At 38.1% G+C, this 25,063-nt stretch carries 28 protein-coding genes; all 28 read left to right on the top strand.

The features are described from left to right. Window positions 1-415 precede the first annotated feature (415 nt). The 28 genes from KS419_RS10735 (at window position 416) to spo0A (ending at window position 24,712) form a co-directional block, all read left to right on the top strand. Window positions 416-910 (top strand): YqhR family membrane protein, encoded by a 495-nt coding sequence (locus KS419_RS10735; protein ID WP_343215055.1) that lies wholly within the window; start codon window positions 416-418, stop codon window positions 908-910. Window positions 911-986: 76 nt separating this feature from the next. Further along, on the top strand, window positions 987-2,057 hold the full coding sequence (locus tag KS419_RS10730) for a M24 family metallopeptidase (protein WP_217066405.1): 1,071 nt from the start codon (window positions 987-989) through the stop codon (window positions 2,055-2,057). 51 nt (window positions 2,058-2,108) lie between these two features. Further along, window positions 2,109-2,666, top strand: coding sequence for an elongation factor P (efp, locus tag KS419_RS10725; protein WP_217066404.1), 558 nt, complete (start codon window positions 2,109-2,111; stop codon window positions 2,664-2,666). A gap of 229 nt (window positions 2,667-2,895) precedes the next feature. Beyond that, window positions 2,896-3,306, top strand: a complete 411-nt coding sequence (locus KS419_RS10720; protein ID WP_217066403.1) for a hypothetical protein — start codon at window positions 2,896-2,898, stop codon at window positions 3,304-3,306. A gap of 181 nt (window positions 3,307-3,487) precedes the next feature. After that, window positions 3,488-4,420, top strand: coding sequence for a stage III sporulation protein AA (gene spoIIIAA / locus KS419_RS10715; protein ID WP_217066402.1), 933 nt, complete (start codon window positions 3,488-3,490; stop codon window positions 4,418-4,420). Further along, window positions 4,417-4,929, top strand: coding sequence for a stage III sporulation protein SpoIIIAB (gene spoIIIAB, locus KS419_RS10710; RefSeq protein WP_217066401.1), 513 nt, complete (start codon window positions 4,417-4,419; stop codon window positions 4,927-4,929). Before spoIIIAA ends, spoIIIAB begins: the two co-directional genes overlap by 4 nt. Before the next feature lie 22 nt (window positions 4,930-4,951). After that, window positions 4,952-5,158, top strand: coding sequence for a stage III sporulation protein AC (gene spoIIIAC / locus KS419_RS10705; protein WP_088074884.1), 207 nt, complete (start codon window positions 4,952-4,954; stop codon window positions 5,156-5,158). 17 nt (window positions 5,159-5,175) lie between these two features. After that, complete coding sequence (gene spoIIIAD, locus KS419_RS10700; RefSeq protein WP_217066448.1) at window positions 5,176-5,565, top strand: stage III sporulation protein AD; 390 nt, start codon at window positions 5,176-5,178, stop codon at window positions 5,563-5,565. A gap of 15 nt (window positions 5,566-5,580) precedes the next feature. Beyond that, window positions 5,581-6,756, top strand: coding sequence for a stage III sporulation protein AE (gene spoIIIAE / locus KS419_RS10695; RefSeq protein WP_217066400.1), 1,176 nt, complete (start codon window positions 5,581-5,583; stop codon window positions 6,754-6,756). Between the two features lie 25 nt (window positions 6,757-6,781). Next, window positions 6,782-7,423 (top strand): stage III sporulation protein AF, encoded by a 642-nt coding sequence (spoIIIAF, locus tag KS419_RS10690; protein WP_217066399.1) that lies wholly within the window; start codon window positions 6,782-6,784, stop codon window positions 7,421-7,423. Between the two features lies 1 nt (window position 7,424). Beyond that, window positions 7,425-8,087: a stage III sporulation protein AG gene (spoIIIAG, locus tag KS419_RS10685; RefSeq protein ID WP_217066398.1), complete on the top strand. Its 663-nt coding sequence runs from the start codon at window positions 7,425-7,427 to the stop codon at window positions 8,085-8,087. After that, entirely contained in the window at window positions 8,088-8,687 is a 600-nt protein-coding gene (locus KS419_RS10680) for a SpoIIIAH-like family protein (RefSeq protein WP_217066397.1), read from the top strand. It begins immediately after the preceding gene. A 176-nt stretch (window positions 8,688-8,863) separates the two neighbouring features. Next, complete coding sequence (locus tag KS419_RS10675) at window positions 8,864-9,193, top strand: hypothetical protein (RefSeq protein WP_217066396.1); 330 nt, start codon at window positions 8,864-8,866, stop codon at window positions 9,191-9,193. A gap of 335 nt (window positions 9,194-9,528) precedes the next feature. Next, window positions 9,529-10,041 carry an acetyl-CoA carboxylase biotin carboxyl carrier protein gene (gene accB / locus KS419_RS10670; protein WP_217066395.1) on the top strand — a complete coding sequence of 171 codons (513 nt, stop codon included), beginning with the start codon at window positions 9,529-9,531 and terminating at the stop codon, window positions 10,039-10,041. Window positions 10,042-10,052: 11 nt separating this feature from the next. Continuing rightward, window positions 10,053-11,414, top strand: a complete 1,362-nt coding sequence (gene accC / locus KS419_RS10665; RefSeq protein WP_217066394.1) for an acetyl-CoA carboxylase biotin carboxylase subunit — start codon at window positions 10,053-10,055, stop codon at window positions 11,412-11,414. Window positions 11,415-11,438: 24 nt separating this feature from the next. Then, window positions 11,439-11,855, top strand: coding sequence for an Asp23/Gls24 family envelope stress response protein (locus KS419_RS10660; protein WP_217066393.1), 417 nt, complete (start codon window positions 11,439-11,441; stop codon window positions 11,853-11,855). A gap of 119 nt (window positions 11,856-11,974) precedes the next feature. After that, entirely contained in the window at window positions 11,975-12,376 is a 402-nt protein-coding gene (nusB, locus tag KS419_RS10655) for a transcription antitermination factor NusB (protein ID WP_217066392.1), read from the top strand. A 41-nt stretch (window positions 12,377-12,417) separates the two neighbouring features. Beyond that, entirely contained in the window at window positions 12,418-13,269 is an 852-nt protein-coding gene (gene folD, locus KS419_RS10650; protein ID WP_217066391.1) for a bifunctional methylenetetrahydrofolate dehydrogenase/methenyltetrahydrofolate cyclohydrolase FolD, read from the top strand. Between the two features lie 12 nt (window positions 13,270-13,281). After that, window positions 13,282-14,655, top strand: a complete 1,374-nt coding sequence (xseA, locus tag KS419_RS10645) for an exodeoxyribonuclease VII large subunit (RefSeq protein WP_217066390.1) — start codon at window positions 13,282-13,284, stop codon at window positions 14,653-14,655. Further along, the gene (locus tag KS419_RS10640) at window positions 14,648-14,887 is read left to right on the top strand and encodes an exodeoxyribonuclease VII small subunit (RefSeq protein ID WP_217066389.1); all 240 of its coding nucleotides are present in this window, start codon (window positions 14,648-14,650) and stop codon (window positions 14,885-14,887) included. Before xseA ends, KS419_RS10640 begins: the two co-directional genes overlap by 8 nt. Further along, window positions 14,884-15,771, top strand: coding sequence for a polyprenyl synthetase family protein (locus KS419_RS10635; protein WP_217066388.1), 888 nt, complete (start codon window positions 14,884-14,886; stop codon window positions 15,769-15,771). Before KS419_RS10640 ends, KS419_RS10635 begins: the two co-directional genes overlap by 4 nt. Window positions 15,772-16,528: 757 nt before the next feature. Further along, complete coding sequence (locus KS419_RS10630) at window positions 16,529-17,140, top strand: CNNM metal transporter family protein (RefSeq protein ID WP_217066387.1); 612 nt, start codon at window positions 16,529-16,531, stop codon at window positions 17,138-17,140. 9 nt (window positions 17,141-17,149) lie between these two features. Next, the gene (dxs, locus tag KS419_RS10625) at window positions 17,150-19,039 is read left to right on the top strand and encodes a 1-deoxy-D-xylulose-5-phosphate synthase (protein WP_217066386.1); all 1,890 of its coding nucleotides are present in this window, start codon (window positions 17,150-17,152) and stop codon (window positions 19,037-19,039) included. Window positions 19,040-19,042: 3 nt separating this feature from the next. After that, the gene (locus tag KS419_RS10620) at window positions 19,043-19,852 is read left to right on the top strand and encodes a TlyA family RNA methyltransferase (protein WP_217066385.1); all 810 of its coding nucleotides are present in this window, start codon (window positions 19,043-19,045) and stop codon (window positions 19,850-19,852) included. A 150-nt stretch (window positions 19,853-20,002) separates the two neighbouring features. Then, window positions 20,003-20,452, top strand: coding sequence for a transcriptional regulator AhrC/ArgR (gene ahrC, locus KS419_RS10615; protein WP_217066384.1), 450 nt, complete (start codon window positions 20,003-20,005; stop codon window positions 20,450-20,452). A gap of 27 nt (window positions 20,453-20,479) precedes the next feature. Beyond that, window positions 20,480-22,198 (top strand): DNA repair protein RecN, encoded by a 1,719-nt coding sequence (gene recN / locus KS419_RS10610; RefSeq protein ID WP_217066383.1) that lies wholly within the window; start codon window positions 20,480-20,482, stop codon window positions 22,196-22,198. Window positions 22,199-22,370: 172 nt separating this feature from the next. Continuing rightward, window positions 22,371-23,648 (top strand): SpoIVB peptidase, encoded by a 1,278-nt coding sequence (gene spoIVB / locus KS419_RS10605; RefSeq protein ID WP_425514153.1) that lies wholly within the window; start codon window positions 22,371-22,373, stop codon window positions 23,646-23,648. 275 nt (window positions 23,649-23,923) lie between these two features. Further along, window positions 23,924-24,712, top strand: a complete 789-nt coding sequence (gene spo0A, locus KS419_RS10600) for a sporulation transcription factor Spo0A (RefSeq protein WP_217066381.1) — start codon at window positions 23,924-23,926, stop codon at window positions 24,710-24,712. Window positions 24,713-25,063 lie beyond the last annotated feature (351 nt).

Genomic DNA, 25,063 nt, shown 5'->3' with positions numbered 1-25,063 from the left:
ACTCGATGCGGAGCACTTCGGAAGTGACAACTGAAGTCAAAGAGCGGACTTCTGTTATCATTCCTGCACTGCCCTACGCTCGTGAGCCTAGGCGCTTGCGCTTTTCTTCTGTCCTCTATAATACGTGGTTTTTTTATCTAGTGGAATGAAAATCTTTTATGGAATATGCCTCTGATACAAAGCTTTAAAGGTAACTGCATTGAAGCATCTGTTTGTTTATTTATTCTATTCTACATTAAAGTAGATATTCCCTCCATCAAAAGCACTTATTTGTAAATTGATATTCATACATTTATTATTCCCTATTTATTAGTAATCTAACACAGTTATATATCAAAATATTTAAAGTTATTAAGTTTTCTTTTCTTTATAGTACGGTAGATTCTGGACATACTACCTTTTGAGGTGATGTAAAGTGAAACAAGAACAACAAAAATCAGAAGAGAGTATGACATTTAATTCAACCGTCGCATTAATTGGGGTATTTGGAGGTTTAATCTGGAGCCTTGTTGGCTATCTAGCATTTTATTTAAATTTTACTCGAGTAGGGCCAGCACTTGCTTTAATGCCGTGGGCACTGGGGGAATGGAAACATGGGTGGTTAGGTCAACTAATTGGTATTGTATTTATATCCTTAGTTTCAATAGGTGCAGCTTTTATATACCGACTTATTTTTGCTAAAATCAATAAAACGTGGCCTGGAATGTTGTTTGGACTCGTTTTGTGGATACTAATCTTCGGCTTATTTAATCCTATGTTTCCGGAACTAAAACCGTTAACCCAATTGGATCTAAACACAATTATTACAAATATCTGCCTATATCTTATTTATGGCCTTTTTATTGGTTACTCCATTTCCTACGAGTACCAGGAACGTAATACACAGGACGGTGAAGCTATTCAAAGCTAAATACGTGTGATAGAATGTTCTTTGGAACATTCTGTTTTTTTTAGTAAATGTAATGGATGGATTAGGAGGAGAGCGGATGAAACGACTTGATAAATTAAGAGAACAGCTCGCGGGTTATGAAATTGATGGCTTATTAATTACAAGCAGTTATAACCGACGCTACATGACAGGATTTACAGGGACTGCAGGAGTTGCCCTCGTTTCCGAAACTGGCGCAAAGTTTATAACCGATTTTCGATATGTGGAACAGGCGAAAGAACAGGCAAGCGGATTTGACATTGTTCAACATACAGGACCAATCCACGATGAAATAGCTCAACAGGTAAAAACATTAGGAATTAAAAATTTAGGATTTGAGAAAGACCATGTTACCTATGGGACGTATGATACATATTCTCAGGCTATTAAAGCTAAATTAGTTCCAGTTAGCGGTTTAATGGAAAAGATGCGAATGATTAAAGACACAGAGGAACTTCAAATCATTCAAGAGGCTGTGGATATAGCAGATGCTGCGTTTTCCCACATTCTTAATTATATTCGTCCAGGGGTAAAAGAAATTGATGTATCCAATGAACTGGAGTTTTTTATGCGAAAAAAAGGTGCTGTCTCCTCTTCTTTTGATATTATTGTGGCTTCCGGATTTCGTTCTGCATTACCTCACGGAGTTGCAAGTGAAAAAGTTATTGAAAAGGGAGAGTTGGTTACTCTTGACTTCGGTGCTTATTATAATGGATATTGTTCCGATATTACAAGAACCGTTGCTGTGGGAGAAATAAGTGAAGAACTGAAAAATATATATAATACTGTTTTAGAAGCACAGTTAAAAGGTGTTGCAGGAATTAAAGCAGGGATAACAGGCAAAGAAGCAGATGACTTAACAAGAGACTATATTAAAGAAAAAGGTTATGGTGATTACTTTGGACATTCCACAGGACATGGACTCGGCATGGAAGTTCATGAAGGACCGGGGTTATCATTTAAATCAGATACGGTCTTAGAACCAGGTATGGTGGTTACAGTGGAACCTGGAATTTATATAGCAGGTCTTGGTGGTACTAGAATCGAAGACGATGTTGTTGTTACAGAGGAAGGTAACAAAATCCTTTCATCGTCCACTAAAGAATTATTAATTTTAGCAGATTCTTAATACCATTTCTAAAGGGATACGATTAATTTATATATACAGGAGGAAATTGAAATGATTTCAGTGAATGATTTTAAAACTGGTTTAACGATTGAAGTGGATGGAGATATTTATCAAGTGATGGAGTTTCAACATGTGAAACCAGGAAAAGGAGCAGCATTTGTACGTAGTAAATTGCGAAATATGAGAAATGGAAATGTCCAGGAGAAAACCTTCCGGGCAGGGGAAAAGGTTGCTAAGGCTCACATTGAAAATCGTCGGATGCAATATCTTTACGCAAGTGCTGACGTACATACATTTATGGATAATGAATCGTACGAGCAATTGGAATTGCCGGAGATTCAAATTAAAGAACAATTAAGATATCTGAAAGAAAATATGGAAGTTCAAGTAATGACTTATCAGGGGGAAACACTTGGTGTAGAAATACCTCTTAATGTTCAGTTAAAAGTAACGGATACAGAACCTGGTATTAAGGGAGATACGGCATCTGGTGGAACAAAACCAGCAACGTTAGAGACAGGCTTAACAATTCAAGTACCGTTTTTTGTTAATGAAGGCGATGTTTTAATCGTAGATACTCGAAGTGCTTCTTACGTGTCTAGAGCATAAAAAAATAAGGTGTCACAGTCAATTTGGGGGTCACATTAAAGTATGAAAGTGCCCTCCAATTTGGCTGTGATTTTTTCTTGTATTGTTAAAAAATCTAATTTTTTAGAATTTTCTGTTACTTTTGATCTATTTTCTTTGAAAATAGCCTTTTTTCTGTACACACCCCTTTTCTCGTTAGTCATTATATTGTATTGTGTAATGTAATAAAGGAAAAGGAGGGGTGCTCAAAATGGAACAAAGTCCAGTAGTTTTTTCAAATGGTGTTTCTGCGCGCTGCTTTTCGTATTCAGAAGATATTGTTTGTGTCGAAGTGGAGAAAGATGGAAAAGAGTTTGGCTCATTTTGTTCGGATGTGAAACAATTCGAAGAATGGGATGAAGAGGAATTGGTTCTGCTTGTTGAACAACATATTAAGCAGACTGAAAATGCATTACGACAGAAAAAGAGAAGACACCCCCTATACGAAGATATTGAAATGCAATATTACACCCATTCCTCTGATGTATACTGCATTAATATTTATGAAGGTGACTTAGAAGTGAGTTCTTTCTGTACAGACCGCTTAACATTTGAAGAGTGGATGGAAGATAAAGATAGCCTAATAGATGTTGTCAAAAAACTGATCACAAAAGAAAATTAGTTCTACCAGACCCTATCGATTGTATAGGGTCTTTTTTATGTTTTTTACGAGACCTTCCTCCACTCCCTCAGACTTTAAAAAGGACTTCTTATATTTTTGTTGTCCTCATGTCATAAAAAGGACACGCCCTCATATATTCAGAATAGACACAACCTGTCCTTTAATGGGAGGAGGAAAATATATGAAAGAAATCCTTCATGTACTTCCAGAAAATGTCCGGGCGTTAACTTTAAAACTGCCAAAAGATATTTTAAATGAAGTAGAGGAAATTCGCCTGAGGGTGAACCGTCCTGTTGAAGTTCGTACTTACAAAAGGACATATGTACTGCCAAATGAGGCAGCACCATTTGTTTTCTCAGAAAAAGAATCCATCTTAATGATGAGCTTACTCAGTAAACATTCCGTTTACCGATTAGAAGAAGAACTAAAGCGGGGGTATATCACTATTACAGGTGGTCATCGGGTTGGATTAGCTGGAAGGGTTGTGATGGAAAAAGGGGAAGTGAAAGGAATTAGAGATATTAGTTCCTTTAATATTCGAGTAGCTAAACAAAAAAAAGGTGTATCAAAACCTTTTTTAAAGCAACTTCACCAAGGTGGGAATTGGTGTCATACGTTAATTATCGGTCCACCAAAGACAGGGAAAACAACGCTTTTGAGGGATTTGGCAAGGGAAATGAGCTTAGGAGTAAAAACAGAGAATATGCCATCAAAAAATGTTGGAATTATTGATGAACGCTCGGAAATCGCTGGGTCTGTTAAAGGTGTTCCACAACATGATTTTGGTGTGAAAGTAGACATTTTAGATTCGTGCCCGAAGGCGGAAGGTTTAATGATGATGATACGGTCCATGAGTCCTGAGGTACTGGTAGTGGATGAAATCGGCAGAAAAGAAGATGGTGAGGCCATTATGGAAGCTGTTCATGCCGGGGTAACGATTTTTGCATCAGTTCACGGTTCGAGTCTCGAAGATGTGAAAGCACGGCCCACAATTGCAAGTCTAATTGATCAAAGTTTTTTCCAAAGGGTGATTGAGCTTAATCCCCATACCCGTCAAGGGATTGTCCGTAGGCTTGAATGGAAAAGACGAAATCCAGGGGTCGTGAAGGTATGAAACTTATAGGTGCAATATTAATTATCATTGCTTCGACGGTTTTTGGTTGGGAATTCTCAGGGAGGTTGGCGAGGAGAACGAAACAAATTCGTTATTTAAAAATTGCATTTGAATCACTGGAGACAGAAATGGTTTTTGGAATGACTCCATTACCGTATGCTTGCGAAAAAGTAAGTAACCAAGTTCCAACTCCAGTTGGTAACCTATTTAAAGAGGTTGCCACAAGGTTGGAGTCAGAGGAAAATTCTGCACCTGATATATGGAATACTGCTGTACAGAATTGGAAAAAACGTACCGATCTATATATGTCGGAGATTAATATATTGCATCAGTTTGGACAAACGCTGGGACTTCAGGATCTAGAAAATCAACGGAAGCAGATTCGGTTAGCGATCTCTTATTTTGATCAAGAGGAAAAACAAGCGATGGAATCCCAGAAGAAATTCGAATCCATGTATAAAAGTCTTGGTTTTCTCGGGGGAGTATTGATCGTAATCATTATGCTGTGAAGAAGTGCGAGGGGGAATAATTGTGAATTATGACGTTGGATTAATATTTCAAATAGCAGGTGTTGGAATTGTTGTGGCAATGATCCATACCGTCTTAAAACAAATGGGTAAGGAAGAGATTGCGAATTGGGTGACTTTGATTGCCTTTGTTGTTGTGTTGTATATGGTAGCAACAGTCGTGGATGATTTATTTCAAAAGATTCGTAGTGTATTTCTTTTCCAAAGCTAATCAGGGGGTGATGACCTATTGAAATCATCCAAATCGTAGGCTTAGGAATGATCGCAACGTTTTTGGCATTAGTAGTTAAGGAACACAAACCAATGTTTGCCTTTCTACTAACCGTTTTTGTTGGTGTCATTATCTTTATTTTTCTCATTGATAAAATCGCAACAATCATCACTATGCTCGAGGACCTCGCGAGCAGAGCCAATATTAATCTTATTTATGTTCAAACTGTATTGAAGATTATTGGAATAGCTTACATCGCAGAATTTGGAGCACAAATTGCGAAAGATGCAGGGCAAGGGGCCATGGCTTCAAAAATTGAAATGGCAGGCAAGGTGCTTATCATGGTGATGGCCATCCCAATCATATCTGTCATTATTGAAACGATTATTGGATTTATTCCAGGCTAATTGGGAGGAGAAAAAATGAAGAAGTTGTACATTTTCATTGGAGTAATAGTCTTTTTCCTCCTGCCGCAGCCTGTATTTGGAGAAGAGGGGGTAACTTCAAATCAGGACGAGCTTTTTGATAATCAAATAGAACGACTTGGACTAGAGGAGATTGGTGAATTTTGGGAGGATGTTTTACATCAATATGGTGGCTACCTCCCCGAAAGCCAAAGGGGAAGTTTTATGGAGTTTGTCCGTGGTGACAAGCAATTTTCCCCTGGAGAATGGATCGGTGGTTTTTTAAAGTTTCTGTTTCATGAAATATTTGCAAATGGGAAATTACTTGGAACTCTCGTCTTATTAGCTGTGTTTAGTATGATTCTTGGCCAATTGCAGCAGGCGTTTGAAAAACATGCCATTAGTAAAGTCGCCTATGCCATCACGTATATGGTACTCCTGATTATTGCATTAAATAGTTTTCATATAGCGATTCAGTTTACACAGCAGACGATTGAAATAATGAGTAATTTTATGATTTCCCTTGTTCCTCTATTACTAGTATTAATGGCTACTACAGGGAGTGTCACGTCAGTTGCCCTTTTTCATCCTATAATCATGTTTCTCGTCCATACTAGTGGTGTTTTTGTTCAGTATGTAGTACTACCATTACTTCTATTATCTACCCTTCTGTTTATAGTTAGTACTATGAGCGATCATTATAAAGTAACCAAGTTGGCTACCTTTATCCGAAACATTGCTGTCGGCAGCTTAGGAATCTTTCTGACAGTGTTCTTAGGTGTATTATCCGTTCAAGGGGCAACTGCTGCAGTCGCTGATGGAATTGCAATTAAAACTGCGAAATTTGTAACAGGGAACTTTATCCCTGTAGTTGGAAGAATGTTTACAGATGCAGCGGATACCGTCATGGGTGCATCCCTTTTGGTGAAAAATACAGTGGGAGTTGTTGGTCTGGTCATTTTACTTCTTGTTTGTGTCTTTCCGGCATTAAAAGTATTATCCCTTGCCATTATTTACAGTTTTACAGCTGCAATTTTACAGCCACTTGGAGGGGGTCCCATTGTTCAGTGCCTATCAATTATCGGGAAATCCATGCTTTTTATATTTGGGGCACTAGCAGCGGTGTCACTTATGTTTTTCTTATCCATCACAATAATAGTCATCTCTGGAAATCTATCCTTAATGATGAGATAGATTAAATGGAAAGGGGGAGATTGCTTTGGGAGTAATTACCGCTTGGATCACAAATATTATTTTACTAATCTTATTTGCATCGATTTTAGAACTTCTCTTACCAAATTCGAAAATGCAGCGTTATGTTAAGTTAGTTGTCGGTTTGATGTTACTGATGGTAATGCTTCAGCCCCTTTTGTCTATCTTTCAGGAAGATCCAGAAGAATGGCTGGCGGAAATATCAAATTGGACAGATGATACATCAATAGAGGAAACAGCTGCAATGGAATCAAAGAAAATGGATATAGAACAGGAATATCTTGCATATACTTCAGAACAAGTGGCTGTCCAATTAAAGGAACAAGCTTCTGTTGAATTAATGGAACGTTTTGAGGTGGTGCTATCAGACGTGATAATTACATTTGAATCAATGGATAACTTTGAGCAAGTGCTAGAAAACCCTCTAGAATACCTTTCGGCTGTTTATGTAAAGTTACATCCCGAAGGGGAAGAAAAACAAGAAGATGAAGTGGGCATCGTTTCGATTGAGCCGGTGAAAATTGAAAGGGAAGCTTCTAACGAAGATAAGGATAGCGAATCCCATGAAGAAATCACCTCGTTTTTATCAGAACACTGGGCAATCCCAAAGGAAATACTACATGTAGAGATGAAAGGAGGGGAGGCATGAAGTGGGTGAAAATAAACAAGGGAATAATCAATTGTTCCATGCATTTAATTTAAAAGGGTCAACTAAAAAATTGAACATAAAATACGTGGCAATTCTACTATTACTTGGTGTTATGTTCATGATAATCGGTTCACAATTTACAGGTGGAGATGGTCCTTCTTCAGTACCAGCAGTTCAACAAGAGGTGAATGATGAAGCTTCCTCCGAAGAAGTATTTAAATCAGATAATCAGCCCAAAGAATTAAACAGTATGTCAGACTATGAAACCTACTATGAATCTCAACTAAAAAGATTACTAGAAACCGTGGTAGGGGTTTCTGATGTTGAAGTTGCTGTTAACTTGGCGGAAACTGAAAAGACAGTATATAAGAGTAATCAGAGTATAAGGGAACAATATACAAATGAGACGGACCGTGAAGGGGGGACAAGGGAGGTCGAAGATAGGACAAAGGATGAAGAGGTAGTAATCATCCGTAGTGGTGACAAGGAAGAACCTCTTATCATAAAAACAGAAAAGCCAGATGTCAGAGGTGTTTCTGTTGTCGCTAAGGGTGTAGATAATATACAAGTGAAATCATGGGTTGTGGAAGCGGTGAGCAGGTATTTGGATGTACCTTCGCATCGAGTGTCTGTACTGCCAAAGAAAACAGAGGAGGAATCGTAAATGGTACTTAAAAGACAAACAGTTTGGTTATTAACAATGCTTAGTTTAATTGTTGTGCTTTCAGTTTATTACATTTCAATGGATCGAATTGATAATCAGCATGCACTTGACGGTGAGATGGAAGAAACGGAAGAACAGCAAGGTGATTTAGAAGAGTTAGAAGATTGGTTTGACAGTGAGGACGTGACATTTATTGAATTGGATGATGTGGAAGATGTTCTCGGAGATGGATCTTTGACCCAGTTAAGTGTTGATGAAATGTTTACTCAAATCCGCCTGCAAAGGCAAGATTCCCGTGGTCGTATGAGGGAAGGAATTGTGGATGTTATTGCATCATCAGAATCAAACCCGGAACTTCAAAGCCAGGCTTTTGATCAATATTCCGTTTTAGAAACATTAGCCCAGAAGGAAGAAATGATAGAAACAGTTCTCCGGTCAAAGGGATATGAAGATGCTTTAGTTATTGCTGATGAATCGGATGTTAAAATTTACGTAAAAGCAGACGAGCTTTCCAGGGAGCAAACAGTTGAAATTATGTCATTAGCCTATGACCACCTCGGAGACCGTCGAGTAAGGGTAGGATTTCAGCCTGGAAATTAAATAATGATGATAAAATATACAATACGAGAAACGCCCTGTTCAAATGGGGCGTTTTTTTAATATAAATTCAAATACATGATTTTCTTCTCTTTTGGTGGTATAATACGCAATTGGAACAGAAAACCTTAAAAGTAGTATTACAGGTTACATACAGGTAGATAAGGGAGAGATGACTCATGGAATGGTCGGATCTGACTGAAGGAGCAAAAGCGGTCCTTGAACAAACGAGAAACATGAAAAATGACAAGATTCAAATTGTGGAATTTGAAGTTGGTTATGAGCAAAGTCAAGAGGGTGCTGGAGATAATGACCCAATTTCCATTCAGGAAGAGGATTATCAAAACTTAAAGAGGTTTACGCAAGAAAATGAGTATGGTGATAAATTTCATATGGCTAGAAATAAAAACATCGTTAAAATTATTCTGCTGGAAAAGGGAAAAATACCAGATAATTTATCGGACATACCTGTTTTCAGAGAGTATAAAAACGAAATTGTAACAGATTAAGAAGAAGGAAACATCCTAGGCAATATGATTAGAAGAGATGAAAGGTAATGCAAAAGGTATTTGTGTTACCTTTTTGTTGTTTATAAATTCCCCTAATTTCCCAATCCATTAATAGATAATTGAAATAATTTCAAGTTTAAAATGATTAGGTCTTGAAAAAATGTAGAAAATAGTAGATAGATTCTTTCGAAGGAAAATAAAAAAAGGTTTTCATTTTGGGGAAATTGATGTAGCATATTTTTTAGGACTAACTCATAATACATGCTAAAAATAAATTAACTTTTATGAGTATTAAAAATATGATAAAGCCTATTATCATGTTAGGAGTGACTAAAATGTTAAAGATTCAAGAAATTAGAGAATTAATTAAATTGATTGATGATTCCACTATTAACGAATTTAAGTATGAACAAAATGGTTCTAAAATTACAATGAGAAAACAAGTAGAAACAGTACAAGGACCTGCGGTAAGGGAACAGTATTCTCCACAGCAAGTATCTGCCCCTGTTGTAACAGAAGTAACAAATACACAACCAAAGGCAGTAAATACTGTGACAGAAGGTTCAGGTCAAGAGGGCAATATCTCATCATCGGAAGTTCGAGGCAATGTTCATACGATTACTTCTCCAATGGTTGGAACGTTTTATGCTGCCCCATCTCCTGATTCAGATCCTTATGTGAAATTAGGTGACAAGGTGGCAAACGATTCGATCGTTTGTATTGTGGAAGCGATGAAATTAATGAATGAAATTGAAGCCGAAGTCAAAGGTGAAGTCGTTGAAATTTTAGTAGAAAATGGCCAGTTGGTGGAATATGGTCAAGAACTATTCTTGGTCAAGCCTGAGTAGGGGATGAAAAAATGATTAAAAAAGTACTTATTGCGAACAGAGGAGAAATTGCTGTTCGAATTATTAGAGCTTGTAAAGAACTAGATATTGAAACAGTAGCCGTTTTTTCTACGGCAGATAGTGATGCGTTACATGTTCGTTTAGCAGATGAAGCATATTGTATAGGGCCGACGTCCTCCACTGACAGCTATTTAAACTTCACAAACATTATGAGTGTTGCAACGTTAACGGAAGTGGATGCCATTCACCCAGGCTATGGATTCCTGGCAGAAAATGCGGACTTTGCAGAGATCTGTGCCGCATGCAATATAACGTTTATCGGGCCTGGACCAGATGCTATCAACCAAATGGGGACGAAAGACGTTGCAAGAACGACGATGAAAAAAGCAGGTGTTCCAGTCGTTCCAGGATCAGAAGGTATTATTGATTCTGTGGAAGAAGGAGTACGAATTGCACAAGATATAGGATATCCAGTCATTATTAAAGCAACTGCTGGCGGTGGTGGAAAAGGAATTCGGGTGGCGTTAAATGAGGCGGAACTGAGAAAAGGAATCTCCGTTACACAGAAAGAAGCAAAAGCTAACTTTGGAAATGCTGGAGTGTATCTCGAAAAATATATTGAGGATTTCCGTCACGTGGAAATACAGGTCCTGGCAGACACACACGGCAATGTCATTCATCTTGGTGAAAGGGATTGTACCATTCAGCGGAGATTGCAAAAGTTAGTAGAAGAAACCCCATCCCCAGCGTTAGATGAGAAGACGCGCCAAGCCATGGGAGAAGCGGCAGTGCGAGCGGCAGAAGCGGTTGATTATGTTGGTGCAGGTACGATTGAATTTATATTTGATCATCGGAATAATACGTTTTATTTCATGGAAATGAATACGAGAATTCAAGTGGAGCACCCTGTAACAGAAATGGTAACAGGAATAGATTTAATAAAAGAGCAGATTTTAGTTGCGTCTGGACAAAAGCTTTCCTATACTCAAGAGGAAGTTACTTTTAAAGGATGGTCCATTGAATGTCGTATAAATGCAGAAAACCCTGACAAAAATTTTATGCCTTCTCCTGGAAGGGTTGAAATGTACTTACCACCAGGCGGATTTGGTGTGCGGGTAGACAGTGCCGTATTTCCAGGTTATGTTATTTCTCCATACTATGATTCTATGGTTGCAAAGTTAATTACCTATGGAGAAACAAGGGATGAAGCAATTGCAAAGATGAAACGTGCTTTAGGAGAGTTTGTCATCGAAGGTGTGGAAACAACGATTCCATTCCACATGCGGTTGTTTGATCATGAAGTATTTGTCAGTGGTGATTTTAATACGAAATTTTTGGAACAATACCCTTTAAAGCCTGATAATGAGGATTGATCTTCTAAAAAGGAGGAGAACACCATGAAAGAAAATCATTTAATTCATATGGCTGACGATAAGGAAGAACTGGGAAAAGTAGAAATATCACCGGAAGTTATCGAAGTTATAGCAGGGTTAGCAGCTTCTGAAGTGGATGGCGTAGGTACGATGAGAGGGAATTTCGCCTCTGGAGTAGCTGAGCGCCTTGGCAGAAAAAGTCTACATGGTAAAGGTGTTAAAGTGGAGTTGACCGAAGATGGAATTGTAGTAGATGCTTATGTTGTTACGAATTACGGAGTTTCTATACCTGATGTTTGTAAAAAAATACAGGAAAATATTTTTCAGACTTTAAACAATATGACTGCCATTCAATTAACTCAGGTGAATGTACATGTTGTTGGGGTTCAGTTAGAACAAAAAAATGACCCAGAACAATCGAAGAAAGAGCAAGGTGCTTAGCCAAAGGATTTCCTTTGGCTTTTTTCATATTTGTTTTTGTAAACCATTGAAAAGTTGTGCTATCATCAACAATGTATGGAAACAATAGATAGTAAAGTAGTCAAAGGAGACGTTTATTGATGAATCGACGAGTTGCACGAATAAAAGCAGTTCAATCTCTTTATCAAGTGGAGATGACAGCAGTAGATCCAGATGAGGCAATAGAAACGGTTTTAGAAGAAGGGGAACAGAAAACGGAATTTCTCTCTCAATTAGTTCATGGGACATTGGAGCATATAACAGAAATAGATGAATTGTTAAAACAGGCACTAGAACATTGGGCCATTTCGAGAATCTCAAGGGTGGACAGGGCTATTTTAAGAATGTCAACGTATGAAATGAATTGGCTGGATGATATACCTGTAAATGTTTCTATTAATGAAGCCATTGACCTTGCCAAAGGGTTCACAGGAGAAGAGGAACCAGGTAAATTTGTTAATGGTGTCTTATCCAAAATAGCAAAAATTTTAGAAACGAAATGAAGTTTATTTGATAGAGACGAAAACGTTAAGGGGGAATACTCGTGTCAGCAATAATTATCTCAGGAAAAGAATTGGCCAAAGAAAAAAGAGAGCAAATGAAAGTAGAAGTGGATGAATTAAAAGCAAAGGGAGTTACACCTGGATTAGCTGTTATATTAATTGGAGATGATCCAGCATCCCAATCTTATGTACGTTCAAAACAGAAATCTTGTCACGAGATAGGGATACATTCAGAACTTGACACCTTACCGGTTACAACATCGGAAGAAGAGTTGTTATTAAAAATTAATGCACTGAATAATGCGGAACATATTCATGGAATCCTCGTTCAACTTCCATTGCCAGATCATATCTCAGAAGAAGCGGTAATTGAAGCTATTGATCCAAAGAAAGATGTGGATGGGTTTCATCCCATCAATATCGGAAGGATGATGACTGGTCAGGAAGCTTTTCTCCCTTGTACCCCATACGGTATTGTTGAAATGATTAAATCAAAGAATATTTCCATAGAGGGTAAACACGTGGTCGTCGTTGGAAGAAGCAATATTGTGGGCAAACCAGTTGGACAACTTCTCTTAAATGAAAATGCCACAGTAACCTATTGTCATTCTAGAACGAAAAATATGAAAGAATATACCTTAAATGCAGATATTTTAGTAGTGGCAGTGGGAAAGGCCCATTTTCTTAATGCTGAATACATAAAAGATGGGGCTGTTGTGATTGATGTGGGTGTTAATCGAAATGATGAAGGTAAGCTAGTTGGAGATGTAGATTTCGAACAGGCGAAAGATGTGGCATCTTATATTACACCTGTCCCTGGGGGAGTGGGTCCGATGACAATAACCATGCTGCTACATAATACGATTATTTCTGCCAAACGTTCGTTAAAATAAGGGGTTTTCCATATGAATCAAGATTTTATGTCTGTTAGTGATTTAAACAGGAGAATAAAGCACCTTTTAAATAATGATTCCTATTTACAAAACCTTTGGTTAAGGGCGGAAATTTCCAATTTCAATCATCATAGTCGAGGACATATGTATTTCACTTTAAAGGATGACCGATCCAGGATCAGTGCGGTTATGTTTGCCGGAAATAACAAGTATTTAAAATTCCGCCCGGAAAATGGTATGAGTGTCTTTATTAGAGGAGATATCTCAGTCTATGAACCTAATGGCCAATATCAAATATATGTAAAAGAAATGCAGCCTGATGGTATTGGTAATCTTTATCTTGCCTATGAAGAGTTAAAGAGAAAGCTAGAGATGGCAGGGTATTTTTCCGAGACAAGCAAGAAAGAGATTCCCCTTATACCAAACTCAATTGGAGTAATAACATCACCCACTGGTGCAGCGGTTCGGGATATCATTACGACCATTGAGAGGAGATTTCCTATTGCTAGAGTTACTTTACTTCCCGTTCTTGTACAGGGACCTGAAGCGGCACCTTCCATATCTCGAGCAATCAAACAGGCAAATGAAGCAGGATTCGATGTATTAATTGTAGGGCGAGGTGGAGGTTCACTAGAGGAATTATGGGCGTTTAACGAACAAATCGTGGCAGAGGCAATTTTTCATTCCGTTATTCCTGTGATCTCAGCAGTTGGTCACGAGACAGATATAACCATCAGTGATTTTGTTGCCGATTTAAGGGCACCTACGCCTACAGCAGCAGCAGAACTAGCGGTACCAGATATTGGAGAATTACGAAGAGGTGTACAAGAACGGAAACATCGGATCATGAGGGCAATGCAGGCTTCCTGTCAGGTTCACAAAGATAAACTAAATTATTTACAGAAGTCTTATGCGTTTCGGTACCCGAAGCAATTAGTAGAACAAAAAGAACAAGATTTAGATCGATTAGTAGAGTCATTACGAAAAGAAACCGTCCGTGCCATTGAACGAAAACAGGATCAGCATCGTGAGGTAATTACCCGACTTTCACGGGTACATCCTCATGTTAAATTGGAATCAGAAAAGACAAGATATAAAAACATGTCTGACTCATTAATGAAGACGATGACCCAGTTGAAAGGTAATAAACAAACGGAGTTTTCCCACTTGTTGTCAAAACTGAAAGTTCTTAGTCCGTTAAATATGATGGATAGGGGATATAGTCTTGTTTATAACCCGAATAATCAATTGGTTAAAAAGGTTTCTGATGTACAGGACAAGGAAGCTGTTACAATTCGTATGCAAGATGGTTATTTAATGTGTGATGTAACAGGACATAAATATGAGGAAATTCCAAATGTAAATTGGAGTGATAAGGATGAGTGAAAAGATGACGGAACTAACCTTTGAAAAAGCAATGGAAAAACTAGAAGCAGTTGTGGGAAAATTAGAAGAAGGGGATGTCCCATTAGAAGAGGCTATCACCATGTTTCAAGAAGGAATGAAATTATCAAAATACTGTCATGACAGATTGCAGCATGTTGAGAAACAAATGACACAGGTACTATCAGAAGATGGAGAGATAAAACCATTTACAGTAGAGGAGCAATCGAAGTGAATACATTGTCCTTACAACAGTTTTTAGATCAGGAGAAGCGCCAAATAGACGATAGGTTACCTCATTTTATTGAGAACCTGGAAGCACCATCCTCCCTTAAAAAAGCAATGGAATATTCTTTAAGAGCAGGTGGGAAAAGGTTAAGACCAATGCTCCTTTTAGCAACTCTCCATGCTTTTCAAAAACCATTTCACCTTGGTTATGAAGTGGCTTGTGCTATTGAAATGATTCATACTTATTCCCTTATCCACGACGATTTGCCTGCAATGGATGATGATGATTTAAGGCGGGGGTTACCAACAAATCACAAAGTATTTGGTGAGGCTATGGCTATTTTGGCAGGAGATGGTCTTTTAACCCAAAGCTTTCAAATTATTTCTTCCCTAAAATCGGTGGATGATATTACTAAAATAAAGCTGATCCAATGTATTTCCAAAGCAGCAGGTCCAGAAGGTATGGTTGGTGGGCAGGTGGCCGATTTAGAAGGGGAAGGTAAACTTTTATCTGTAGAAGAATTACAGGAAATTCATCATCATAAGACTGGTGATTTACTTGCAGTATCAGTGGAATCAGGTGCGATCTTAGGAAAAGCCACTGAGGAGGTAGTCCATGCCCTCGGAACCTTTGCTAAGCATTTGGGACTAGCGTTTCAAATAAAAGATGACATTCTAGATGTGGAAGGGGACGAGGAAACGATTGGTAAACCGGTTGGAAGTGATGAGGGAAATGATAAAAGTACGTATCCTAGAATCTTAGGAATGGAAAACGCCAAAGATAAACTACAATTCCATTTATCAGCAGCTAAAAAATGCTTATATGAATTGGATATAAATCATACATTATTACTGGAGATCACAGAATATGTCGGGGCTAGGTCAAACTGAATTCCCACCTGAGGAAATATTATACCAATTTTGAAAAGGTTCCCGTTGTATCCCTAAAATTAGTCATGTTATAATATATTTCTACCGAGTGGTGCAGTATTCTAGTCAGTTCTCCATTTTTGAAAACGGGCCTAAAAATCCGTTAAAGGGCACATCGATGAAGTTCCTAGTTGTGGCTTGAGGCGCCCAGCCTTGGGTCATCATTGGGAGTAAAGGTAGTAGGGCGATCCACAATGGCATGTGGGCGAGGACCCTGCACCGCGGAGGCCTTTCATGAAGTGAGCGTTCCCGCGTAAGCGAACATGAAAGGTATGAACCTGCAATGCAAGTTGGGGAACTTGTGAGCAGCGTAGCCTGCCTTGAGTGGAGTTAGAGGGGATTATGGATGCTAGGTTGTAACAGCAATCATCCACATGAAATCTACTCTGCAAAAGAGGATAGAAAGTGGTTAGGAACTGTTGAGGAAAACTCCTAGACTGTTCTACTTTAGGACATTTAAAGGGGATTATAGTGCGTGCTAAGTGGTAATCCAGTCTGACGATTGGCGACAACGTCAAGTTAGGTTTAATGGGAAACCGTCACAGCGGCGACGCTGCGGCACCTAATTGGGAAAACCTACTGGACCTAAGACGCAGTTTTTACTCTTTAAATGACCACTCGGAATACATATAAGCGAAAGGCATCTGATTTTTTCATAGAATATATTAACAGATGCCGATTCCATTTTACTTTGGAAAAGATAGGATACGATTTTAATATGAAAGAATCGATAAAGAAATCTTTACATTGGAGTTTTATAATAGCCGTGATAACCCTAGTGTTAGCGGCTCTTTTTGCGATTGTCTCAACAGCAATACTCAGTGGTGTATCTTGGTCAATGGGGATGTTTATCGTTATCATAATTGTACTTTTGGGAGTGCTTTTTGATACGATTGGAGTAGCAGCGACAGCAGCAAACGAAAAACCATTTCATGCCATGGCAGCTGAAAAACTCCCTGGGGCAAAGCATGCCGTTCAGATCACAAGAAATGCGGACCGATTTGCAAATTTTTGTAATGATGTCATTGGAGATATTGCAGGTATCGTAAGTGGAACAGCATCTGCATATGTTGTGATAAGATTTTCCATGCAATTGGGATATGAGGAAGGCACTACTTTCCAGTTTCTAATTTCTATATTATTTACCAGTATTGTAGCAGCACTGACAGTAGGAGGAAAATCAGTAGGCAAAACTCTAGCAATTCAGTATTCTACGCAAATCATCTATCATGTGGGTAGATTATTTTACTTTTTAGAGGTAAAATTGAAATTAACCATATTTAATGGTAAGAAACGTAAAAAGAACGGAAATAATAATAAACGAAAGTGAGGGTTTTTCTTGGATTTGTCTAGCATTAAAGATCCATCCTTTTTAAAGAAATGCAGCAAAACCGAATTGGAAGACCTTGCACAGGAGATTCGCGATTTTTTAATTGCAAAATTATCAGTTACTGGTGGACATTTAGGTCCCAATTTGGGTGTTGTAGAATTAACATTAATTTTACATCAATTATTTGAGAGCCCGAAGGACAAATTCCTGTGGGATGTGGGACATCAAGCATATGTTCACAAAATACTAACTGGCCGTGCAGACCAATTTGATCAGTTAAGACAGTATAAAGGATTATGTGGTTTTCCAAAGAGGTCGGAGAGCAAACATGATGTATGGGAAACAGGGCATAGCTCCACCTCCTTATCTGCTGCGATGGGAATGGCCGCAGCGCGTGATATTAAAGGAGGAGAAGAGAATATTGTCGCCATTATAGGGGACGGCGCCTTGACCGGAGGTATGGCATTGGAAGCGCTTAATCATATCGGTCATGAGCAAAAGGATTTGATTGTTGTTTTAAATGACAATGAAATGTCCATAGCCCCCAATGTTGGAGCTCTTCATAGTGTACTAGGAAGATTAAGAACTGCTGGGAAGTACCAAAAAGCTAAAGAGGAATTAGAAATGCTAATTAAGAAAATTCCAGCTTTTGGTGGGAGATTGGCAGCGACTGCAGAACGGGTAAAGGACAGTCTTAAGTACTTACTTGTTTCTGGTATGTTCTTCGAAGAATTGGGATTCACTTATTTAGGTCCTGTGGATGGTCATGATTTAGATGACCTAAATACGAACTTAAAATATGCTAAGAAAACAAAAGGACCTGTCCTTATTCATGTAATCACAAAAAAAGGAAAAGGCTATGCACCTGCAGAGAATGATGCAAAAGGAACTTGGCATGGTTTAGGTCCATATAAGATGGAGTCTGGAGAAGTTGTGAAGAAGCCAGGTCCACCGAGTTACAGTGGAGTATTTGCGGATACTTTAAAAAAGATTGCCAGGCAGGACGAACGAGTTGTAGCTTTGACAGCAGCGATGCCCGGTGGAACAAAATTGGATCTCTTCGCCAAGGAATTTCCTGATCGTATGTTTGATGTGGGAATTGCCGAACAACATGCAACAACAATGGCGGCTGGTTTGGCAACCCAAGGTTTAAAACCAGTATTTGCTGTATATTCCACTTTTTTACAAAGGGCGTATGATCAAGTTGTCCACGATGTTTGCCGTCAAAATTTGAACGTATTTTTTGCCATCGATCGTGCTGGTTTAGTCGGAGCCGATGGGGAAACACATCAAGGGGTATTTGACATTAACTACTTAAGACATCTTCCAAACATGAAGATTTTAATGCCAAAGGATGAAAATGAGTTGCAGCATATGGTTTATACTGCAGTATCTTATGATGATGGTCCTATTGCCGTCAGGTATCCACGTGGTAATGGTTTTGGTATTAAAATGGATGATACATTAAAACAACTCCCAATCGGGAAGTGGGAAGTTTTAAAACAAGGTACAGATTTATCAGTATTAACTTTTGGTACAATGATTCCTGTGGCAATGGAAGCGGCTGAAAGGCTAGAAAAGGAAGGAATTCATTTGGAAGTCATTAATGCTCGCTCCATAAAACCGTTGGATGAAGAGTTACTTACAGGATTGGCAAATGAAAACCGTAAAATAATTACTTTAGAAGAAGCAGCTATTCAAGGGGGATTTGGAAGTGCGGTGTTAGAATTCTTCCATGACAACAATCACCATTCTATGTTTGTGGAACGTATGGGAATTCCCGATCGTTTTATAGAACATGGAAGTGTGTCTAGCTTGTTGGAAGAAATTGGACTTACATCCGATGAACTGGTTCAACGGGTTAATGAAATTGTTCCTAGAAAGAGGCAGCGAGCTTAACTAATGGACAAAAAAGAGAGAATTGATGTTCTAATTGTTGAAAAAGGTCTTGTGGAAACAAGGGAAAAAGCAAAACGAACGATAATGGCAGGGTTAGTCTATGCAGATGGTGATCGTGTTGATAAGCCTGGAACAAAAGTGAAGATCGGTAGCCACCTTGAAGTGAAAGGTCAAGTTATTCCTTATGTTAGTCGAGGAGGACTTAAATTAGCCAAGGCGATCGAAGCCTTTAGCATTAACTTAAAGGATTTAATTGTCCTTGATATTGGGGCATCCACCGGTGGCTTTACTGATTGTGCTTTACAGAATGGTGCTAAACTTGTTTATGCTCTTGATGTTGGTTACAATCAACTTGCATGGAAGTTACGACAAGATGATCGAGTGATCGTGATGGAGCGTACGAATTTCCGACATGCAAATCCAGAGGATTTTGCTAAAGGGACACCTGACTTTGCAACGATCGATGTTTCCTTTATTTCACTGAAGCTAATCTTACCTCCACTGAAAAAAATCTTAAAAAATGGTGGTCATGTCTCCGCTTTAATAAAACCTCAATTCGAAGCGGGAAAAAATGAGGTTGGAAAGAAAGGAATCATTCGTGATCCGATGATACATCAAAGTGTTCTTCAAACCATCATTCCTTTCGCAGAAAAAGTGGGCTTTACCGTGAAAGGTTTAATACCATCCCCAATTCGTGGTGGTGAAGGGAACATAGAGTTTTTAATGTACTTAGAAAACACAGAATCTGATTCTGATTTTTGCAAGACGAATGATATTTATTCGATAGTAATGGAATCCCATCGTGAAAAGTGAGATGAGGAAAATAGTAAAGAGACGAATGATTTTCCTCGTCTCTTTTCTTTTTGCCAAAATAAAAAATAAAGTGGTAATTGTATAAATATAAAAAATCGTTTATTATCGAAGTAGAATAAATCGAGAGAACGATAAAACGGAGGACTACAAATGAACAAGGGTCAAAGACATATTAAAATCAGGGAAATCATCACGAACAATGAAGTAGAGACGCAAGATGATTTAGTAGATCATTTAAGGAATTTAGGTTTTAATGTTACTCAGGCTACGGTAAGCCGAGATATAAAGGAACTCCACCTTGTAAAAGTTCCAATGATGGATGGAAGGTATAAATACAGTTTACCAGCGGATCAACGTTTTAATCCCTTACAGAAATTAAAACGATCATTAATGGATTGTTTTGTTTCCATTGATCATACAGATAATTTAATTGTTATGAAAACGCTCCCAGGTAATGCCAACGCAGTAGGAGCATTAATTGATAATTTAGATTGGAATGAAGTAATGGGTACCATTTGTGGGGATGATACAATTTTAATTATTTGCCGTGAAAAAACACAAACAGAAAAAATTAGTGAACGCTTTTTAGAAATGCTATAACTATCATCGTAAAGGATGTGAAGACCATTGTTAATGGAGCTCTCAATCCGTAACTTCGCAATTATTGATAATATTACAATTTCATTTGATGAGGGATTGACCGTTCTTACGGGTGAAACAGGTGCAGGTAAGTCAATTATTATCGATGCAATTGGACAACTTATAGGAGGAAGAGGATCTGTAGACTTCGTTAGACACGGGAGTAAACGGGCGGAAATAGAGGGATTGTTTTCGGTAAATAATTCAGAAGAATTAAGCCTGCTTTTTCGGGAAATTGGTATTGAATATGATGAAGATGATACGGTTATTTTAAAACGGGAAATTACTACGCAAGGAAAAAGTATATGCAGGATTAACGGTAAATTAGTAACGTTAGCAACACTGCGTCAAATCGGACAAATGCTCGTTGATATACATGGGCAGCATGAACACCAACACTTATTACAAGGGGACAAGCATATATTCCTGTTAGACCGTTTTGCAGGTGAATCGATCAAGTCGGCGAAATGTGAATATGAGGAGTTATATCGTGCTTATCGTAAAAAAAGGCAAAAGCTGACACAGCTAACAGAGAATGAACAGGAAATAGCTCAAAGACTCGATCTCATCCAATATCAATTTCAGGAGATTATCGATGCAGAACTAGAACCTAATGAGGATTCTCAATTATTGGAAGAGAAGAGACGACTCGATTACGGAGAAGATTTATATAAATCTGTCCATCATGCTTATCAGGCACTCTATGGAGAAAATAGGGGATTAGAATGGACAATGGTAGCTATGAATCAGCTCGAAGAAGCAGCGGCTATTGATGAGGACCTTCTACCTTTAAAAGAAACCATTTCAAACAGTTACTATATACTAGAAGAACTGGCATTTTCATTGCGGGATTATTATGAAAAAATTGAATTTGATCCAGAACGATTAAATGAAATAGAAGCAAGAATAAGTGAAATTAATCAACTGAAACGTAAATACGGCAATTCTGTCAATGAAATATTGGAATATTGTTCAAGAGTGGAAGAAGAAATTGATACATTAAAAAACCGTGATGAACGACTTCATCAATGGATTAAAGAACTGGAAATCATTGCAAATGACCTCTTTGTTGAAGGAAAACACTTAACTGAGATAAGAAAAAAGGAAGCCATAAGACTAAAAGCCGAGATCCAAAAAGAACTTGAAAACCTTTATATGAAAGACACAGAGTTTGAAGTTCATTTTGAAGATTCAGAAATAAGCCTTGATGATTTAATGAACATTAATAACCGCCTTTCGATAGGTAAATATGGTTTGGAGAATATATCATTTATGGTTGCCACAAATAAAGGTGAACCTCTTAAGCCTTTAGCAAAAGTTGCTTCTGGAGGAGAAATTTCTAGAATGATACTAGCGCTAAAGACGATTTTAGCGGATCATGAAGGGGTAACAGCACTTATATTTGACGAAGTGGATACTGGGGTTAGCGGTCGAGTAGCTCAGGCTATTGCGGAGAAAATACATCAAATATCCATTGGTTCTCAAGTGCTATGTATCACCCATTTACCACAAGTGGCTGCCATGGCTGATACTCATTTGTTTATTTCAAAGGAACAGGTGGATGGACGTGTTGCTACAGTGGTAAAGGCAATGAATAAGGAAGAACAAATTGAAGAAATTAGCAGAATGATCTCTGGTGTAGAAATTACTGATTTAACAAAGAAACATGCGGAAGAATTGCTGGAGCAAGCCAAAAGTATGAAATAAAATGTTTAAACTTTGATGTTCCTATTTGTTTTTACTTACATGTATAAGAAAAGCTAACCAAATAAGGTTAGCTTTTTTCTTCTCTGCCTGTTATAAATGATGCCGTTCAAGGCTAAATTAGTAGTACAGCCATGGTGGAGGTGTAGGTTAGAGACGAGGAGAGTGAATGGGCTTGAGTAAAAATATCTTAAGAAAATGTATTGGTGTAATTCTCCTTGTGTTACTGTTCTCCGCTGCTTTTTATCCTCCGGTTCAGCAATTCGTTCAAATACCACATAATCTTGTGGTTTTTGAAGGACAAGAATACAGTTTACCAACTGCAATACCAGCACTTGCATCTGATGATTCATCTATTGAAGTATCAACCAATAAAGGAGAGACCGTATTAAAAGGACTTGGGGCTAACAAGACTTCCGTCCAATTTGGTATAGGTGGTTTCCCCTTAAAATCAATGGATGTTACCGTTATTCCTGATCTAAAAGTTATCCCAGGAGGTCAATCAATAGGTGTAAGAGTTCAGACTGATGGTGTTTTAGTCGTTGGTCATCATTTAGTGGATACGTCAGATGGCAGCGTATCACCAGGTGAAGTGGCAGGGATTGACGTTGGGGACATGATTACAAAGATGAACGGGGTAAAAATAGAAGAAATGACTGATATTAATCCCGTTGTTCAAGAATCAGGAGAGACGAATAAACCAATTAAAGTTGAAGTAAAACGAGATGGGGAATTTTACGAAAAAGAGTTATTGCCTGTAAAAGGAAAAGGTGATCAATCATTTCGTTTAGGTTTGTATATTCGAGATTCAGCAGCAGGTGTGGGGACACTGACATTTTATGAACCAGGTTCAAAAAAATATGGTGCATTAGGCCATGTAATATCAGATATGGATACACGAAAACCAATTGAAGTGGATACTGGAGAGATTGTAAGCTCAAAAGTAACTTCTATAGAAAAAGGGATGACCGGGGAACCAGGTGAAAAACTGGCAAGATTCTCTAATGACCGTAAAGTATTAGGTGACATTACCAAGAACAGTTCGTTCGGTATATTTGGTACACTTCATGATCATTTAGAAAATAATGAAGGCATCAAACCAATGGAAGTTGGTTTATCTCACCAAGTAGAAGAGGGACCTGCACAAATTCTTACGGTTGTTGAAGGAGACGAAGTAAAACGGTTTGATATTGAAATAATTAGTAGTACGGAACAGAAGTTTCCTGCTACTAAAGGGATGGTCATAAAAGTTACAGATGATGATCTGATTGAAGCTACTGGTGGTATTGTTCAAGGGATGAGTGGTAGTCCGATTATACAGAATGACCGAATTATCGGTGCAGTGACACATGTTTTTGTTAATGACCCAACAAGTGGATATGGATGTCACATTGAATGGATGTTACAAGAAGCAGGTATTGATATATATGGCGAAGAAGAAAAGGCGAGTTAATCTCGTCTTTTTTTATTTGAAAAGTTTTTACCCATTCAGTAAAAAAACTTCCATTTTTTGATAATTATAGTACAATGAAAACAGATAAAGATTTTTCGACAAAAGAAAGTTTAAGTTGTTGTTTAAAATCGAACATGGTCGAAAACGGGAGTAAATGAAAAAAAACTAAAGAAAAACTATGTTTTTTTAGAAAAAATAAAAATATTAAAAGGAATTCAATTCACATTGTCGAATATGTGAAAGACGATAAATATAAAGAGTGGGAGGAACAACTTGTGGAAAACGTAAAAGTGTGTGTTGCAGACGATAATCGTGAATTAGTAATGTTATTAGAGGATTATATTAATTCTCAAACGGATATGGAGGTTGTGGGAAAGGCCTTTAACGGTCAGGAATGTTTACAGCTTGTGGAGGATAAAGAGCCGGATGTCCTTATTCTTGATATCATTATGCCTCATTTAGACGGGCTTGCAGTATTAGAAAAATTTAATGAAAGACAGTTGGCTAAACGGCCTAATATTATTATGTTAACAGCATTTGGTCAAGAAGATGTAACAAAAAAAGCTGTAGAACTTGGAGCCTCTTATTATGTGCTAAAGCCATTTGATATGGATACTTTAATGAACAAAATTAGGGACGTAAGTGGAAAAACATCTTCTTATGTAAAAACATCGTCAACATCTTCAGTCATTCGCAAAGAAAATAAGCCGTTAAATCTAGATGCCAGTATAACTAGTATTATTCATGAAATAGGTGTCCCTGCCCATATAAAAGGCTATATGTACTTAAGGGAAGCTATTACGATGGTATATAACGATATTGAACTCCTTGGGTCAATTACTAAAGTTCTTTACCCGGATATTGCAAAGAAATATAATACAACAGCAAGCCGTGTAGAGCGTGCCATCCGTCATGCCATTGAAGTTGCCTGGAGCCGTGGAAATATTGAGTCAATCTCTAAAATGTTTGGTTATACCGTTAGCGTAACTAAAGCAAAACCTACAAATTCGGAATTTATTGCGATGGTTGCTGATAAATTAAGAATTGAACATAAAGTTAGCTAATATATCAAATCACATATAAATCCTCCACAAATATTATTGTGGAGGATTTTTTGGTTCGCCCAGCATGGGCTATAACTTGGTTGTGAAAGTCCACTACAGGCTTTGCGGTAGGAATTGTACGTCCTAATATTGGTATGCCACAGGACGTGGCGATTTGCCTGATGGACGGATAAACAACGTTGCGATGCTTGTAGAGAAAGAGGCACTGCCCTACGCTCGTGACCATAGGCGCTTGCGCTTTTCTTAAAAGGTAAGCATAAGTTTTTGCACCTTCGGGCAAGTTGTCCAGCTCCAGCGCCTACTCGCATGGGAACTGAAAAAGTGGTGCTTTTCCACTTTTACAGTCCCTAA

Source organism: Evansella tamaricis, from assembly GCF_019042215.1.
Taxonomy (GTDB): Bacteria; Bacillota; Bacilli; order Bacillales; family Salisediminibacteriaceae; genus Evansella; species Evansella tamaricis.
Note: the sequence above shows the minus strand (reverse complement) of the source record. Positions and strands in the feature narration are given on the sequence as shown.

Excerpts from the sequence above, each read along its gene's own strand:
- spoIIIAA (WP_217066402.1), top strand. The coding sequence starts at position 3,488 with ATGAAAGAAATCCTTCATGTACTTCCAGAAAATGTCCGGGCGTTAACT.
- KS419_RS10620 (WP_217066385.1), top strand. The coding sequence starts at position 19,043 with ATGGACAAAAAAGAGAGAATTGATGTTCTAATTGTTGAAAAAGGTCTT.
- KS419_RS10720 (WP_217066403.1), top strand. The coding sequence starts at position 2,896 with ATGGAACAAAGTCCAGTAGTTTTTTCAAATGGTGTTTCTGCGCGCTGC.
- ahrC (WP_217066384.1), top strand. The coding sequence starts at position 20,003 with ATGAACAAGGGTCAAAGACATATTAAAATCAGGGAAATCATCACGAAC.
- KS419_RS10660 (WP_217066393.1), top strand. The coding sequence starts at position 11,439 with ATGAAAGAAAATCATTTAATTCATATGGCTGACGATAAGGAAGAACTG.
- nusB (WP_217066392.1), top strand. The coding sequence starts at position 11,975 with ATGAATCGACGAGTTGCACGAATAAAAGCAGTTCAATCTCTTTATCAA.
- accC (WP_217066394.1), top strand. The coding sequence starts at position 10,053 with ATGATTAAAAAAGTACTTATTGCGAACAGAGGAGAAATTGCTGTTCGA.
- KS419_RS10730 (WP_217066405.1), top strand. The coding sequence starts at position 987 with ATGAAACGACTTGATAAATTAAGAGAACAGCTCGCGGGTTATGAAATT.
- efp (WP_217066404.1), top strand. The coding sequence starts at position 2,109 with ATGATTTCAGTGAATGATTTTAAAACTGGTTTAACGATTGAAGTGGAT.
- spoIIIAB (WP_217066401.1), top strand. The coding sequence starts at position 4,417 with ATGAAACTTATAGGTGCAATATTAATTATCATTGCTTCGACGGTTTTT.
- KS419_RS10630 (WP_217066387.1), top strand. The coding sequence starts at position 16,529 with ATGAAAGAATCGATAAAGAAATCTTTACATTGGAGTTTTATAATAGCC.
- KS419_RS10680 (WP_217066397.1), top strand. The coding sequence starts at position 8,088 with ATGGTACTTAAAAGACAAACAGTTTGGTTATTAACAATGCTTAGTTTA.
- xseA (WP_217066390.1), top strand. The coding sequence starts at position 13,282 with ATGAATCAAGATTTTATGTCTGTTAGTGATTTAAACAGGAGAATAAAG.
- KS419_RS10675 (WP_217066396.1), top strand. The coding sequence starts at position 8,864 with ATGGAATGGTCGGATCTGACTGAAGGAGCAAAAGCGGTCCTTGAACAA.
- KS419_RS10640 (WP_217066389.1), top strand. The coding sequence starts at position 14,648 with ATGAGTGAAAAGATGACGGAACTAACCTTTGAAAAAGCAATGGAAAAA.
- spoIIIAE (WP_217066400.1), top strand. The coding sequence starts at position 5,581 with ATGAAGAAGTTGTACATTTTCATTGGAGTAATAGTCTTTTTCCTCCTG.
- accB (WP_217066395.1), top strand. The coding sequence starts at position 9,529 with ATGTTAAAGATTCAAGAAATTAGAGAATTAATTAAATTGATTGATGAT.